At 69.4% G+C, this 15,477-nt stretch carries 12 protein-coding genes; 7 read left to right on the top strand and 5 right to left on the bottom strand.

Annotation, left to right across the window (positions count from 1 at the left end):
- Nucleotides 1–118: 118 nt before the first annotated feature.
- On the top strand, nt 119–1,414 hold the full coding sequence (locus EV643_RS03890) for an NsdA family TPR-like regulatory protein (protein ID WP_133798511.1): 1,296 nt from the start codon (nt 119–121) through the stop codon (nt 1,412–1,414).
- Nucleotides 1,414–1,950 carry a GNAT family N-acetyltransferase gene (locus tag EV643_RS03885; RefSeq protein WP_133798510.1) on the top strand — a complete coding sequence of 179 codons (537 nt, stop codon included), beginning with the start codon at nt 1,414–1,416 and terminating at the stop codon, nt 1,948–1,950. Before EV643_RS03890 ends, EV643_RS03885 begins: the two co-directional genes overlap by 1 nt.
- Nucleotides 1,951–1,952: 2 nt before the next feature.
- Here EV643_RS03885 and thrC read toward each other — a convergent pair whose 3' ends face one another.
- Nucleotides 1,953–3,017, bottom strand: a complete 1,065-nt coding sequence (gene thrC, locus EV643_RS03880) for a threonine synthase (protein WP_133798509.1) — start codon at nt 3,015–3,017, stop codon at nt 1,953–1,955.
- A gap of 65 nt (nt 3,018–3,082) precedes the next feature.
- On the opposite strand from thrC, the gene EV643_RS03875 reads away from it, so the two are divergent.
- The 4 genes from EV643_RS03875 (at nt 3,083) to EV643_RS03860 (ending at nt 7,881) form a co-directional block, all read left to right on the top strand.
- Nucleotides 3,083–3,913, top strand: coding sequence for a MurR/RpiR family transcriptional regulator (locus EV643_RS03875; protein WP_133798508.1), 831 nt, complete (start codon nt 3,083–3,085; stop codon nt 3,911–3,913).
- A gap of 82 nt (nt 3,914–3,995) precedes the next feature.
- Nucleotides 3,996–5,660: a PHP domain-containing protein gene (locus EV643_RS03870; protein ID WP_133798507.1), complete on the top strand. Its 1,665-nt coding sequence runs from the start codon at nt 3,996–3,998 to the stop codon at nt 5,658–5,660.
- 36 nt (nt 5,661–5,696) lie between these two features.
- Nucleotides 5,697–6,602 (top strand): oxygenase MpaB family protein, encoded by a 906-nt coding sequence (locus tag EV643_RS03865; protein ID WP_133798506.1) that lies wholly within the window; start codon nt 5,697–5,699, stop codon nt 6,600–6,602.
- A 79-nt stretch (nt 6,603–6,681) separates the two neighbouring features.
- A complete protein-coding gene (locus EV643_RS03860; RefSeq protein ID WP_133798505.1) occupies nt 6,682–7,881 on the top strand; it encodes an ROK family transcriptional regulator in 1,200 nt (399 codons plus the stop codon).
- 20 nt (nt 7,882–7,901) lie between these two features.
- On the opposite strand, the gene EV643_RS03855 is transcribed toward EV643_RS03860, so the two are convergent.
- Both EV643_RS03855 and EV643_RS03850 read right to left on the bottom strand, forming a co-directional pair.
- Nucleotides 7,902–8,498 carry a ParA family protein gene (locus EV643_RS03855; RefSeq protein ID WP_133798504.1) on the bottom strand — a complete coding sequence of 199 codons (597 nt, stop codon included), beginning with the start codon at nt 8,496–8,498 and terminating at the stop codon, nt 7,902–7,904.
- Between the two features lie 171 nt (nt 8,499–8,669).
- Nucleotides 8,670–9,554, bottom strand: a complete 885-nt coding sequence (locus EV643_RS03850; protein ID WP_133798503.1) for an NAD(P)-dependent oxidoreductase — start codon at nt 9,552–9,554, stop codon at nt 8,670–8,672.
- A 61-nt stretch (nt 9,555–9,615) separates the two neighbouring features.
- Between EV643_RS03850 and EV643_RS03845 the strand changes: the two genes are divergently transcribed.
- The gene (locus EV643_RS03845) at nt 9,616–12,582 is read left to right on the top strand and encodes an AfsR/SARP family transcriptional regulator (protein ID WP_202869362.1); all 2,967 of its coding nucleotides are present in this window, start codon (nt 9,616–9,618) and stop codon (nt 12,580–12,582) included.
- Here EV643_RS03845 and EV643_RS03840 read toward each other — a convergent pair.
- Nucleotides 12,560–13,519, bottom strand: a complete 960-nt coding sequence (locus EV643_RS03840) for an ABC transporter substrate-binding protein (RefSeq protein ID WP_238165333.1) — start codon at nt 13,517–13,519, stop codon at nt 12,560–12,562. The two genes, EV643_RS03845 and EV643_RS03840, sit on opposite strands and share 23 nt — an antisense overlap.
- Entirely contained in the window at nt 13,516–15,477 is a 1,962-nt protein-coding gene (locus EV643_RS03835) for an ABC transporter permease (RefSeq protein ID WP_133798500.1), read from the bottom strand. The genes EV643_RS03840 and EV643_RS03835 overlap by 4 nt, the downstream gene beginning before the upstream one ends.

Below are 15,477 nucleotides of genomic sequence, written 5' to 3'. Positions count from 1 at the left end.
ACCTGGACCGGACCTTTGCCGGACCTCTTCAGGACCTCTCGCGGACATCTGGGGGACTGCACCTTGTCGTGGGGCAGTAGTCGAGACAACGTCTTATCTGACGTGAACGGGAGGAACGATGGCGGGTAGGTATACGCCAAGAACGGTCCTGGCGCACCTGATCCAGCGCCGGAACCAGACCTACTCCGAGATCGTCGCCGAGTTCGTCGAGCTGGGTGGAACCATCACCGAGCGGCACCTGCGGCGCCTCGCATCGGGCGAGCGCGCAGGGACCACTCCACAGACCCGGCGCACCCTGCAACGCATGTTCGGCAAGCCGGTCGAGGAGCTCCTCGCCCCGTACGTCCCCGAGCAGGCCGCCCAGGTGGTGCCGGCCCCTGCCGCGAGTGGACGGATCACGACAGGTAATGAGATGGAGGTACTCGACATGGCTGCGAGCCGTGCGCGGGCGTTTGCCCTGGCGGCCCAGACCGGTCTCGGGAGCGAGGCTATGGAACAAGTGTTCGACGACGTACGGCACGTTGCGAAGGCGTACCCGCAGCGGCCGCTGCCGGAGATCCTTGGCCAGCTGGTCGAGACCCAGGACCTCGTCTTCGGTCTGCTGGAGAACCGGCAACGTCCCGAGCACCTGCGGCAGCTGTACTTCCTCGGTGGGGTGACCGGCGGCCTGCTGGCCAAGGCCTCCCACGACCTGGGCAACCCCCACGCGGCCATGACCCAGGCCCGCACCGCCTTCCTCTGCGCCGACAACGCCGACCACCACGGCCTGCGCGCCTGGATCCGTGGCCTGCAGTCGCTGGTCTCCTACTGGGCCGGCAACCCGCACGACTCCGTCCGCTACGCCCAGCTCGGTGCCGGCTATGCCGAGCAGGCGAACAGCACCACCAGCGTCTGGCTCCCGGTCAGCGAGGCCCGCGCCTGGGCCGCGCTCGGGAACGCCGAAGCCACCCGGGTCGCGCTCGAGCGCGCCGAGGAGGCGTGGAACACGGTCCACAACGACGAGCTCGACGAGCTCGGCGGCCTGTGCACCTTCGGCCGCAACCGCCAGCTGTACTACGCGGCCGACGCGCTCGCCTGGTTGCCGGGCGAGGCGGAGACCGCCGAGCAGTACTCCAGCCAGGCCGTCAGCGCGTACGCGGACGAGAACCACCCGGAGTGGGCTTTCGGCGACGCCGCCGGCAGCCAGGCCGCGATGGCCATCACCCGGATCGCCAGCGGAGAGCTGGACGGCGCCGCGGACGCGATCGCCCCGGTGCTGGGGCTGCCGACCGAGCGCCGGATCAACGGTGTGGTGCACTCCGCCCGCCGGGTCCACCAGGCGCTGCGGCAGTCCGGTCACGCCGAAGACGCGCGCGAGCTGCAAGAGGAGATCGAGGTCTTCACCCGGACCCCGATGCAGAGCTTCGCGCGTTGATGCGGCCGCTCACCGGCGATGGCACCAGACTGCGTGAGGTCCGGACGGAGGACCTCGAGGACTATCTGGCCATCGTCGGTGACGACCGGGTGACGTCCTGGCTGTCGTTCGACAGCCGCGACCGGGAAGCCGCCCGGACCTCACTGACCTCGATCGTCGAACGCTCCGCCCACGAGAACCGGTCCGATTATCTGCTCGCCGTCACCCGCCGGGACGACGACCGGATGATCGGCTTCGCCCGGCTCGGCCCGACCGGTGTCCAGGCCGCCCACCTGGGCTACGCGATCGGCTACGACTACTGGGGGCACGGCTACGCGACCGACGCCTCCCGCACGTTGTTGCGGTTCGCCTTCACCGACCTCTCCCTGCACCGGGTCAGCGCCGCGATCGGCCCGGAGAACCTGGCCTCGATCGCCGTGGTGAAGAACCTCGGCTTCAGCTACGAGGGCCGGATCCGCCACCACGTCTTCACTAACAACGCGTGGCGGGATTCGCTGCTCTACTCGATCCTCGCCCCCGAGTGGTCCGGCGCCTGAGCTCAACCGGCCAGCCGCAGGGCGCGAGCGACATCCGAGGTGGCTGACGAGACGTTGGTAGAGGTATAGCCGTCCCGGAGCGAGGCGTCGAGGTCCTTGAGGCCGTTGCCGGTCAGGGTGATGACGATCCGCTGACCTGGTTCGAGCCGGCCGCTCGCGTGCTGCTGCAAGAGCCCGGCGACACCGGCGGCAGAGGCCGGCTCGACGAAGACGCCGTCGCCGCTGGCCAGCAGCCGGTAGGCGTCGAAGATCTGCTCGTCCGTGACGGCGTCGATCAGCCCGCCCGACTGGTCGCGAGCCGTCAGCGCACCCTCACGAGTCGCCGGGTTGCCGACCCTGATCGCGGTTGCCGCGGTCTCGGGGTTCGCGACCGGCGCACCGTGCACGAGCGGCGCTGCTCCGGCGGCCTGGAATCCCCACATCTTCGGCAGCCGGGTGGACCTCTGCTCGGCGGCGTAGGTCTGGTAGCCCTGCCAGGTCGCGGTGATGTTGCCGCCGTTGCCGACTGGGAGGCAGTGGACGTCCGGTGCGTCGCCCAGCGCATCGACGATCTCGTACGCGACGGTCCGTTGGCCGGCCAGCCGCAACTCGTTATTGACCGAGTTGACCAGGGCGACCGGGTGGTGCGCGGCCAACTCACGGGCGATCCGCAGGCAGTCGTCGAAGGTGCCGTCCACCTCGACGATCTCCGCGCCGTACCGGACCGCTTGAGCAAGCTTGCCCAGGGCAATCGCCTTGGCCGGCACCAGTACGGCGGCGGCCAGCCCGGCGCGGGCGGCGTACGCGGCTGCTGATGCACTGGTGTTGCCGGTCGAGGCGCAGATGACCCGCTCGACGCCGTCACCGGCCGCCCGGCTCAGCGCGATGGTCATGCCGCGGTCCTTGAACGATCCGGTCGGGTTGGCGCCGTCGACCTTCAGCCAGACCTCGCAATCGGTCTGGGCGGTCAGCCCGGCGGACCGGAGCAGCGGGGTGTTGCCCTCCTGCAGGGAGACGACCGGTGTCTCTTCGGCCACCGGCAGCCACTTCCGGTAGTCGCTCTCGATCAATCCTCGCCAAGTAGCCATGGCCGAAACCATAACATTCGATTCGTAACAGCTCGGATCTGAGAGTTGATGTAACATTCGTCAGCATGACGGCCGTCGAAACCCGACTGGGTGAGCTGTACGCCGAACTGCCCTCCGGTGAGCGCGCGATCGTCCGGGTAGTGCTCGACGACTACCCGTTCGCGGCGCTCGGCTCGCTGCGTTCTCTCGCGGAGCGTGCGGGAGTCAGTCCGCCGACTGCGTCGCGCCTGGTCAGCCGGCTCGGGTTCGGGAGTTTCGCCGAGTTCCAGGCCGCCGTACGGGCTGGTGCGCGCGAGCAGGATCGGTCCCGGCTGCGGGAGTTCGTCAGCCAGTCACCCGACACTCATCAAGCGGCCGAGACGTTGCGGTCCGGGCTGGACGGTGCGCTCGCGGCCGTCACCGAAGCCGTTCTCGCCTCGGCTGCGGAGCGGTTGGCGAAGGCCGGCCGAGTTTGGGGGATCGGCGGCCCGTTGAGCGAACTCGCCGCCGAGTACCTGATCCGGCAGCTCGCGGGTCTGCGTCCCGGTGCGCACCGCGTCCCCGATACACCGTCCGCCCGGGCGCGGACGTTGCTCGACCTGGGTGCCGCGGATCTGGTGGTCGCCTACGACTTCCGCCGGTACGCCGCCGACACCACCCGGTTCGTTCGCGCGGCCCGCGAGCGGGGTGCGCAGTTGGTACTGATCACGGACGCGTGGGAGTCGCCGCTGGCCGATCAGGCGGAGATCCTGATCCGCCTCCCGCACGAGGCAGCCGGTCCGATCGCGCCGCTCACTCACCAGGTCGCGATCACCGAACTGCTCCTCGTCGCGACCAGTTCGCGACTCGATTCGCTCACCCGGCTCGCCGACCTGGACGCACTCACCCACGCTCTGCAACCATCCGGCAGCAGCTGACCCGGAGGCGATCGGGCGGCGCTGGCCAAGCGTTCATTCGGCGCACATCTTGGCGTCATCCCGGGCCTTGACAGTGAGCGCCATGAGAACCGAGCAGCAGGTGCCCGAGTGGGCCGATCCCGCTGTACCGGAAGAGGCGTTGGACCCACAAGGCGTGTCGCGACGCGGCCTGATCCGTGGGGCGGGCCTGCTCGGTGCAGGGTTCGCGGTCGCCGGGACGGGGGTCGCCGGTGCCAGCGAGGCAACCGCAACCACCGGTACGTCGTACGGGGGTGATCCGGAGCTCGTGTGGTTGGTGGGGGATCACCATGTGCACACGCGGTACAGCCACGACGCGAAGTACGACTTCAGCCAGTTGGCGCAGCGTGGCGCGCAGTTCGGGCTCGACTGGATGGCGTTCACCGAGCACAGCAACTTCGGGCACGCCGACAAGGGCGCGGCCGCCGAGAACGCCGAGGTGCTCAAGGCGCGGGCGGAGAACCCGCGGATGCTCATCTTCCAGGGTCTCGAGTGGTACATCCCCGCGGCCGAGCACGGCACGGTCCTGGTCGCGCCGGGGCCGAACAACGTGGCGCTGCTGCAGCAGTTCGAGCGCGAGTACGACGGCAAGCTGACCAACCGCTCGGCCGACACCCCCGCGAACGAACAGCACGCGGTCGCGGCGCTGCAGTGGCTCGCCGAGCAGAAGCGGACCGGATTCGTCGACGACGTGCTGGTACTCGCGAACCACCCGATGCGGTTGGGCATCGACTCCCCGCACGAGGTCCGGTCCTGGCGGGACACGGGCGTCTGCATCGGGATGGAAGGCGCGCCCGGTTCGCAGGGCGACGCGGATCCGGCCTGGGTCGCGTATCGCGGGGCCACGAACGCGCAGCGCGGGGAGTACGTCAACGCACCGACTGCCGCGAGCTTCCCCGGCTACCCGGCCGACGCATACCGGACGTACGGCGGGTTCGACTGGGCCACCGCCACCGTCGGCGGACTGTGGGACTCGTTGCTCGCCGAGGGCCGGTTGTTCTCGATCAGCTCGAACAGCGACAACCACCGAACGATCTGGGACACCTGGCGGGACGGGGATTTCCCGGCCGGGCAGAACTTCGACTCGCTCGGCTGGAAGCCCTCGCCGATCGACACCGGCGTACCGCAACCGGGCAGCGACTTCTGGCCGGGTCAGTTCAGCCGGACCCACGTCGGCGTCACCCGGTACGGCTACCTGGACGTGATGGCCGGACTGCGGGTCGGGCGGGTGTGGGTGGACCACGGTCAGCTCGTGGACGGACTCGACGTACGGGTGGCGCCGGTCGGTTCGCGGCAGCGCGGCGTCACGCTGGGCGGTCGGTTGACGGTACGCCGGGGCGAACGGCTCGAACTGCGAGTCACCGTCACGAGTGCGACTCGGCCGAACTTCCACGGCGTATTGCCTAAGCTTGCCCACCTGGACGTGATCCGCGGGATTGTGACCGGGCCGGCCACCGATCGCGACAGCTGGAAGGCACCGGACACGCGGGTTGTGGAGCAGGTCGACGTCAGCCGGAAGACGGGCACCTACAGCCTGCGGATTCCGCTTGGCCGAGTCGAGCGGTCGCAGTACGTCAGGTTGCGTGGCAGCGATGGCCGGCGGAACGGGCCGGGTTACCTCGGCAGCGCGGTGGACCCGGGCGGGCCGATCCAGCATCCGGTGAACGACGGCGATCCGTGGCTGGACACCTGGCTCTACACCAACCCGGTGTTCGTGGACGTCCGCTAGTTCCCATCGGGTTGGAGTGGTGGGGAGACTGGTCTTATGGCCGCCTCCATCACCCAGACCACCGAGGGGTTGCTCGCCCCGGTGCGGGCCGGGCTTGCCCGGATGATCCTGACCAAGGTGGCCGGCCCGGATCCGCTGGCCGAGCGGAACCGCGTCCACAACACCCCTGGGCCTAGGTGGTTCGCCCCGGACCGGCCGATCCGGCGGGTGCACGGGGACGCGTCGATGTTCGCCGGCGGATTGCGGGCGCTGCTGTTGCAGTCGCTGCACCCGCTGGCGATGGCCGCGGTATCCGCGCACTCGGGCTACCGCGGCGACCCCTGGGGCCGGCTGCAGCGGACCAGTTACTTCCTGGCGATCACGACGTATGGCGCTGCGCAGGACGCCGAGGCGGCGATAGCGCGGGTACAGGCGGTGCACGAGCACGTGCGCGGGACCAGTCCGGACGGCGTTCGCTACCGGGCGAGTGATCCCCATCTGTTGAAGTGGGTGCACGTGGCCGAGGTGGACAGCTTCCTCGCGGCCCACCAGCGGTACGGCGCATCCCCGCTGGACTCCGGTGAGCAGGACGCGTACGTCGAGGACATGGCGCGCGTGGCTCGCTTGCTGGGTGTAGTTGACCCGCCGACAACTCGGCTGGAACTACGGCAAACCCTGGACTCGTACCGGCCCGAACTGTGCGGAACCACTGAAGCACGACAGGCAGCGCGCTTCATCCTGGTGCACCCACCGGTTCCATGGGCCGCGCGACCCATGTACGGCGTACTGACTGCGGCTGCGGTCAGTCTGCTGCCGTGGTGGACGCGTTGGCCGCTGCGACTGCCGTATCTCCCGTTGGCCGAAGGGACTGTGGTCCGCGCGGCCGGGGACGGTCTGACCAGGACGATCCGCTGGGCGCTGGCGTCACCGGCCTTGGCAAATGTCGACACATCGACCGGTTGAGGGTGTCTTGATGCACGGTTCTGCACACCCGGTCGCGCCCTACGCACTGCGGCGACCGGTTCGCCGGTAGTTTGCTGCCATGTCGTTGCGCCCGAACCGCCCGCTGCCGCTGGCGACGCCGGCCGGGGTCGAGGTGCTGACCAGGATCATCACCGAAGAACCCATCCCGCGCGTCGAGATCGCCCGTCGGACCGGGCTGTCCCAGGCCGCCGTGACCAAGGCGGTCGCACCGCTGATCGAGGCCGGGTTCGTCACCGACCAGCCGACGGGTCCGGCCGAGGAACTCGCCGAAGGGCAGCTGGGCATCGGCCGGCCGGTCAGTCCGTTGACGGTGGTCGCGGACAGCGTCTCGGTGATCGGGTTGAAGGTGACGCCGACCGACCTGATCGGCGTGACGACGGACTTCCGTGCCGGGATCCGGACCGTGCGGCATCAACAGCTGTCCGGGACCACGCCCGACCTCGTGCTCGAACGGCTGACCACGCTCGCCGAGGAGTTGATCGGCGCGCTGGACGACGACGCCGGCCCGTTGATCGGGATCGGCGTGGCCGTGTCCGGCGATGTGGATGCGCCGCACGGGGTGGTACGCGATTCGCCGTTCATGGGTTGGCGCGACGTACCGGTGGCGGAGTTGCTGACCGAGAAGCTCGGCGTACCGGTCGTGGTGTCGAACGACGTCCGCGCGCTGACGGTGGCCGAGCACTGGTTCGGGGTCGGCGTTGGCGTCGACTCGTTCGCGGTGGTGACGATCGGGTCGGGGGTCGGCTGCGGGCTCTACGTCAACGGTGAGGTCGTCTCGGGTGCGAACGGGGTCTCGGGTGAACTCGGGCATCTGCCGCTCGCACCCGGGGACCTCGTCTGTACGTGCGGCCGCCGGGGATGCGTGGAGACGGTCGCCTCGTCGGACGCGATCCTGGCCCGGACCCGGGAGACGACCGGGCGGGCCGATCTCGATCTGTCCGGGGCGATCGACCTGGCGCATGCCGGGGACGAGCACGCGCGGGAGGCGTTCGACCGGGCCGGTGAGGTGATCGGCTCCGCGCTGGCCGCGATGGTCAACCTGGTCGGGCCGGAGCTGGTCGTGATCGCGGGTGAAGGCGTGGCGGACTACGACCTGTACGAGCAGCGGATGCGGGAGGCGTTCGCCGCCCACGCGTTCGGCGCCGCCGGCGACGCCCGGTTGAAGCTGCGCTCGCACACCTTCGACGACTGGGCCCGCGGCGCCGCCGCCATCGTCATCCGCTCCTACGTGCGGGGCGAGCGACCCTTCCAGCGCTGACCCCTACGCCGCACGCCCGGTCAGCTGCGGGCGGCGGCGAGGATCTTGCGCCAGACCTTCTTGTAGGACTCGAGGCCGTCCGCCGCGAGGGGGCCGGTCGGGCCTGCGGTGATGGAGACGCGTTCGGGGATGGTGCCCCAGACGGGGATGCCCTCCTCGGCGTATTGCTGCATGGCCTCCTGGTAGCTGCGAGTGAACGTCCGGGCCGAGCAGATCACCAGTCCGACCGGGATGTTGTCGGGGACCAGGTCCAGCACTGCCTTGACGCGCGGTGTCTCGACACCGCCGATCCGGGTCGGCAGGATGACGATCCGGGCCCTCTCGACCGCCTTGTTCAGCAGCCGCTCGTGCGACGGCGGCATGTCCACGATGCCGATGCCCTCCGGCGGAACCTTGTCCAAGGCCTTGTTCAGGAGCCGCTCGGTCGGCGCCTCGGCGATCTCGATCCTGGCCAGGTGCTCGTCGTCGGAATCCGCGACCCAGTCCGCGGCGCTGCCTTGCGGATCCGCGTCGACCAGGGTGGCTGTGCGACGGTTGGAAGATGCCAGCGCGGCCAAATACACCGACGTGGTTGTCTTACCGACCCCGCCCTTCAGTGCAGCTGTCACGATGATCATGAGAGTGAACTTACCCGGTTTTGTCCGATTTCCGGCGTGTCGTCGGCGTTGCTCCCGGCCCCCGTGATAGTTGCCCCCGGCCTCAACCCGGTCTCAGGCCGGCACACCCGCCCAGCGCAGTACAAACTGTTTGTACTACAAACAGCTTGTACTACACCCAGCTTGCGCACCTCAGGCGGTTGGTTTGCGGATGGTTTCTACTAGGGCGGTCAGGCCGGATTGGCCGTGGCCGTCGGCGTCGGATCGGGCGAAGAGGGCGGCGAGTGCGGTGGGGACGGTGGTGTCGAGGCCGGCTTGCTGGAAGGCGTGCAGGACGTGTTCGCTGCCGACGGCTTGCATGTGGAGGTTGTTCTGGCCGCCTGGGTAGGTGCCGGCCTCGAGCTCGGTGGTGAGGATGTTGAGGAAGCCCATCGGGCCGTCCGCGGTGAGGTCGGTGAGCATGGCGGAGGCGTACGGGCGCAGGTCGGAGGGGCTGATTCCGGCCGAGCCGACCAGGGCTGCTGAGTAGAAGTAGCTGATCAGGGTGGACCAGAAGATGTTCAGCATCGACTGGTAATAGAGCATCGCCAGGCCCGGGTCGCTGCCGACGTACTCGACCCGGCCGAGGGCTTCGAGGGTCGCGGTGTGCTGATCGAGGATCTCGCGCGGGCCGCTGTAGAAGGAGTAGGCACTGGGCTGGCCGATGCCGGGCGGTGGGACCATGATGCCGGCCGTGATCAGGGTGGCGCCGCGTTCGGTGGCCCAGCGGCTCGCCGTGCGGAGCCGGTCCGGGCTGTCCGAGCTGAGGTTGACCAGTACCTTGCCGTTGAGGTCGGCGCCGGCCAGGGAGTTGTTCATCGAGTCGTAGTCGATCTGGCTGATCACGATCAGCTGGTTCGCGGCGACCGCCTCGGCTGCGGTGGCGGCTTCGATGGCGCCCGCGGCGACCAGGTCCGCGGCGCGACCCGGCGTACGGTTCCAGACTGTGGTCGGGTGGCCGGCGGCCAGGAAGACCCGGGCCATGGTCGAGCCCATCGCGCCGAGGCCGATGACGGTGACTGTTTCTGGGTTGCTCATGGCTCGATGCTCGGGCCGGCCGCTACGGATTCACTACGGGGCACTAGCTACTGTTGCCGGCGTGTACTTCGAGGTGCTCGGGCCACTCGTCGTCCGCACGGACGCGGGCGAGCCGGTCACCGTGCCCGACACCAAGGTCCGCACTCTGCTGCTCGACCTACTGGTGCACCGCGACCGCCCCGTCTCAGCCGATCGACTGATCGACGACATGTGGGGTGAGCGGCCGCCCCGGAACGCGATCGGCACACTGCAGGCCCGGGTATCCCAGCTGCGGACCACCCTGGAGCGCGCCGAACCAGGCGGCCGGTCCCTGGTCACCCACGGGCCTGGCGGTTACACCCTGCGGATCGCCGAGGATGTTGTCGACAGCAACGAGTTCGAGCGGCTCCGGGCGGAGGGCTCGTTGGCGGCGGCACTCGAGCTGTGGCGTGGTCCGGCGTACGCCGATGTCGTGGACGAGGAGTTCACCCGGGCGACACGAGACCGGTTGGAGGAACTGCGGCTCGCCACCATCGAGGAGCTGCTGGACGTCCGGCTCAACAAGGGTGACGAGATCCTGGGTGAGCTCGCCGAGTTGGTCGGCCGGCATCCGTTGCGGGAGCGGCTCCGCGCGATCCAGTTGCGGGCTCTGTACCAGGCGGGCCGACAGGACGAGGCGTTGCGGGCGTACGCCGAGCTGCGGGACGCCCTGGCCGACGAGCTCGGGGCCGATCCCGGGCCGGAGTTGGTCGCGCTCCACCAGGCGATCCTTCGCCACGATCCGGCCCTGACGGCGCGGTCGAGCACGTTGCCAACACCGCTGAACGACTTGATCGGCCGGGATGAGGCGGTGGCCCAGGCGCGACACCTGCTGGCGAACGCCCGCCTGGTGACGATGGTCGGCCCGGGCGGTGTCGGCAAGACCCGGCTGGCTCTGGAAACAGTGCGTGATGATGCGGCTCATTGGGTGGAGCTCGCGGCGGTCGGTCCAGACGGCGTACAAGACGCGGTCGCGGAAGCAGTCGGACTGCGGGACGACTGCGCGGATCTCGCCGAGCGACTGGCGCAGGCACTGCGGACGCGGACAGGTCTCCTCGTGCTCGACAACTGCGAGCATCTGGTCGAGCCCGTTGCCGAGCTGGTCCGGCGACTACTGGCCGACGTACCGGACCTGCGGGTGCTGACGACCAGCCGGGAGCCACTCGGGCTGGCCGGGGAGCATCTCCTCGAGGTGCCACCGCTGGAGAAAGACGCCGCGGCAGAGCTCTTCACCGCGAGGGCGTCGGCTGCTGCGGGCGTCGTGGATGACCCCGCAACCGTCGCGGCGATCTGCCGGCGGCTGGACGGGATCCCGCTGGCCCTGGAGCTCGCGGCGACCCGTGTGCGCTCGCTCGGACTCAAGACCCTGGCCGCCAAGCTCGACGACCGATTCCGCCTGCTCGCCGGTGGACGCGGCGTACCGGAACGGCAGCGGACTCTCCGGGCGACCATCGACTGGAGTTGGGCGCTGCTGACCGAGGACGAGCGCACCATGCTCCGCCGACTGGCCGTTCACGCCGACAGCTTCAGCCTGGACGCCGCCGAGGAGGTCAGCGGGCTCCCGGCCGGCGAATTGGTCGGCCGGCTGGTCGACCGATCGCTGGTGGTTCCGGCCGGCGACCGATACCGGCTGCTGGAGTCGGTCGCGGCGTACAGCCTGGAACGCCTTGACGAGGCTGGCGAGACCAGCAGGTTCAGGACGAAGCACGCCGCGTACTACGTCGCCCTCGCCGAGCGCGCCGAGCCGCACCTCCGCGTCCCCGGCCAACGCGAGTGGCTCAGCCGCCTCGACCAGGAAAGCGCGAATCTCCGCACCGCTCTGCGGCACGCGACTCCACAGCTCGCCCTGCGACTCGTCAACGCCGCCGCCTGGTACTGGTACCTCCGCGGCCGCCTCGGTGAAGGCCGCCGGGCGCTGGCAACGGCGCTCGACCTGTCCACCACCCCGACCGCGGCGAGAGCATCAGCCGTTGTCTGGCAGGCGGGTTTCAGCGCCACCGCCGAAGACAGCCGCAACCTGACCGAGGCAAGCGAGCAGGCGCTGGCGCTCTTCGACGACCTCGACGACCCGATGGGGAAGGCGAGGGCGCAGTGGTTCCTCACCATGACGCAGTGGGCGTACGGCGAACGCGACCTACTCGCGAAGCGGATCGACGAGGCGATCGCGACCTTCACCCGGCTTGACGATCGCTGGGGACTGGCCGCCGCGCTGAGCACCCGGGCCGAGCTGGCCATCACCTACGCGGATCCGGCCGGGATGGTGCACGACGGCCGGCGGAGCCTGGAGCTCTTCGAGCAGCTCGGCGACGACTGGGGCCGGCTGCAGGCGAACTACGCGCTGATCGTGGCCGCCGAGATCTCCGGCGACTACCCGACGGCGACGGCCCGGTTGCAGGAGGCCCTGCAGTTGGCCGAAGAGCTCGGGATGTGGACCGAGGTCTCGTTCCGGACCGCCGGGCTCGGCCGGATCGCGCTGCTGACCGGCGACTTCCAGCGGGCCGTCGAGCTGCACGAACGGGCCCGGCGAATCGCGATCGAGCACTCCAACAAGTCCGCCGAGGAGTACGCCGAGGTCGGGCTCGGCCTGATCGCCCGGCGGCAGGGCCGGCTGGACGACGCCGAGCGGCATCTGACGAAGTGGCTCGACTGGCTCCGTCAGGTCGGCGGTACGGCGGGGATCGCGTTCCTGCTCGCCCAGTTCGGCTTCATCGCCGAACAACGTGGCGGCCACGCGAACGCGTTGGAGCTCCACCAGCAAGGACTCGACACAGCGACCGCGCTGGGCGACGAACGCGCGATCGCACTCGCCCTGGAGGGACTGGCCGGCGCGAAGGCCGCGGCCGCTCTCGACGATCGGTCGGCCAACGGAGCCGCCGACCTCAGCCACGAGGCCGCAGTACTGCTGGAGCGGGCCGAAGCGCTCCGCCGGGCGGTGGGGGTTCCGTTGCCGCCCGGGGAGCGGTTCGACGTGGATCGGATCGCGGCGGCTATTTCCCGAGCCAGGCGTTGACCTTGGTCTGGTTCTCGTTGACCCACTTCTCCGCGGCCGCGTCCGGGGTGAGCTTGTCCACGGCGATGTACTTCGCCACCTGGTTCTGGTCCTCGTTGGTCCAGGCGAACTTCTTCACCAGGTCGTACGCCGGGCTGCCGGAGTCGGCGAACTTCTTGGACACGATCTTGTCCAGGTCGTACGGCGGGTAGTCGCAGGCGATCTTGGCCGGATCCGCGTCGCAGCCGGCCTTGTACGGCGGCAGGTCGATCTTGACCAGCTTCAGCTCGTTGAAGAACCACTGCGGCTCGTAGAAGTACGCGAGCAGCGGCTTCTTGTTCTTCTCCGCGTCCCGGAACGCCTGGATCAGCGCGGTCTCACTGCCGCTCTGGACCACCTTGTAGTTCAGCGCGAGGTTCTTCACCAGCGCCTCGTCGTTGGTCACGTACGACGGGTCGCCGTCGAGCAGCTGCCCCTTACCGCCGGACTCCGACGTCTTGAACAGGGCGGCGTACTTGTTCAGGTTCTTCCAGTCGGTGATGTCCGGGTACTGCTGGACCATCCACGGCGGCACGTACCAGCCGATCACGCCCTTGACCCCGGTGGAGCCGGCCGCGACGGCCACCTTCTGCTCGTCGATGTACTTCTTCTTCAGGTCCTCGTGACCCCAGTTCTCCAGGTTCACGTCGACCTCGCCGGTGCTGAAACCCTGCCAGGCGATCTCTTCCTTGAGGTTCTTCTTCACCACCTTGCAGCCGAGGTCCTTGGTCGCCACATACGCGACCACGGCCGCGTTCGCCTCGTAGCCGACCCAGGGGCTGACGGTCAGGTTGAAGGTGCCGCACTCCTTGGCGCCGGCCGCCGGCTGCTCCGTCTCGCCGACCTTGGCCCCACCACACCCGGTCAGCGCCAGCGCGAGTGCGGTCAGTACCCCGGCGGACCGAAGCTTGTTGGTCACCACTTGTCGTCTCCTCTGACTGTTCTTCTGAACTTCGGTGTACGCCGGGCCGCAGCCTGGGTGATCCGGTCGAGCATGACACCCAGCAGGACGATCGCGAGCCCCGCGGCCAGTCCCTTGCCGTACAGCTCACTCTGCGCGAACCCGGCGGCCACGTCGTACCCGAGTGCGCCCGCGCCGACCAGGCCGCCGACCACGACCATAGACAGTACGTAGATCAGTCCCTGATTCACCGCCAGCGTGATCGCCCGGCGCGCCACCGGGAGCTGCACCTTGCTGATCACCTGCCAACTGCTCGAGCCGACCGAGTTCGCCGCCTCGACGGTAGCCACCGGGACCGCACGGATCCCGTCGGCCACGATCTTGGTGGTCACCGGTACGGCGAACACGACGGCGGCCGCGATCGCGGTGAACCGGCTCGTCCCGAACAACGCCAGGAACGGCACCAGGTACACGAACGGCGGCATCGTCTGCCCCGCGTCGAGCACCGGCCGGATCCAGCTGTCCACCCGTCGATTACGGCCGGCCCACACCCCGAGAACGAGGCCAACGGCAACCACTACGACGGTCGCGAGCACGGTGGACGCGAGGGTGACCATCGCGTCGTACCAGACTCCGGTGCCGACCAGCAGGCCGAGGCAGACGGCCGCCGGGAGAGCACCACGCCAGCTCCCGAGCAAGAACGCCAGCGCGACGATCACCACGGAGACGAGCCACCACGGCGACTCCGTGAGCAACGCCTGCAGCGGGTTGAGGACCCCCTCGGTCACCGCATCGCGTACGCCGAAGGTGAAGCCGCCGAAGACGTCCTGCACCCAGGCCGTCACATCCGTCGCCGCGACCGCGATCCGCGGGCCGAGGTTCACGTCGCTCGGGAACTCGGCCGCCCACAGGTACGTGCGCGAGAACCAGACCGCCACCAGGGCCCCGAGTCCGCCGAGGCCGAGGAGCACCTTGCGCCGGATGCTCGCCGTACGCCAGGGCCGGTCGCCGGCCGCGGTCGTCACCCGGTCGAGCACGATCGCCAGCACCACGATCGCCAGGCCGGCGTTGAATGCGACTCCGACGTCGAGCGTCTGCAACGCCTTCAGCACGGTCTGGCCGAGGCCGGGCGCGTCGATCAGCGCAGCCACGGTCACCATCGACAGCGCGGCCATGATCGTCTGGTTGATCCCGACCACGACCGTACTGCGGGACATCGGCAGCAGCACCTTCAACAGGGTCTGGCTGCGGGTGGATCCGAGCGACCGGGCCGCCTCGACGCTCTCCGCCGGGACCGAACGCAACGCATGCGCGGTCAACCGGACGACCGGCGGCGCCGCGTAGATCAGGGTCGCGATCGTCGCTGCGGCCGGGCCGATCGCGAAGAACAACGTGAGCGGCGCGAGGTACACGAACGTCGGCAGCGTCTGCATCAGGTCGAGCACCAGCGTGGCGACCTTGAAGGCCCGGTTGGACAGGCCCGCCCAGATCCCCAGCGGAATCCCGACCAAGAGCGCCAGCAACACAGCGCCGAGGGTCAGCGCGAGCGTGTCCATGCTCTCCTGCCACAGCCCCTGGACGCCGAGGAAGCTCAGCCCGGCCGCGGTCAGGATCGCGACCTTCCAGTTGCCGAAGGCCCAGGCCAGGTACGCCGAGATGGCGACCACGCCGAGCCAGCCGATCACCGGAACGGGCCGCCCGTACGACGGCTGGGCGATCACGTTCTGCAGCAGCACCACGAGTTGGTCGACGGCGATCCGGATCGCGTCGAAGAAGGCGTTCCCGCGACCGAGGACGTCGGCCTGCTCGGTCAGCCAGCGGTGCAGCCGGGTGGTCTCCTGACCGCCGAGGCTGAGCGTGTCGATCCCGCGCAACACGAACCACGCGGCCAGCCAGGCGATCAGCAGTACGCCGACCAGCACCCCGCGGCGCGGGCGGCGTACCCGGATCTCCACCGAGCCGGTGATCGAGGCCAT

The organism is Kribbella caucasensis (assembly GCF_004361855.1).
In the GTDB taxonomy this organism is placed as follows: domain Bacteria; phylum Actinomycetota; class Actinomycetes; order Propionibacteriales; family Kribbellaceae; genus Kribbella; species Kribbella caucasensis.
This window is presented reverse-complemented; position numbering and strand designations above follow the sequence as displayed.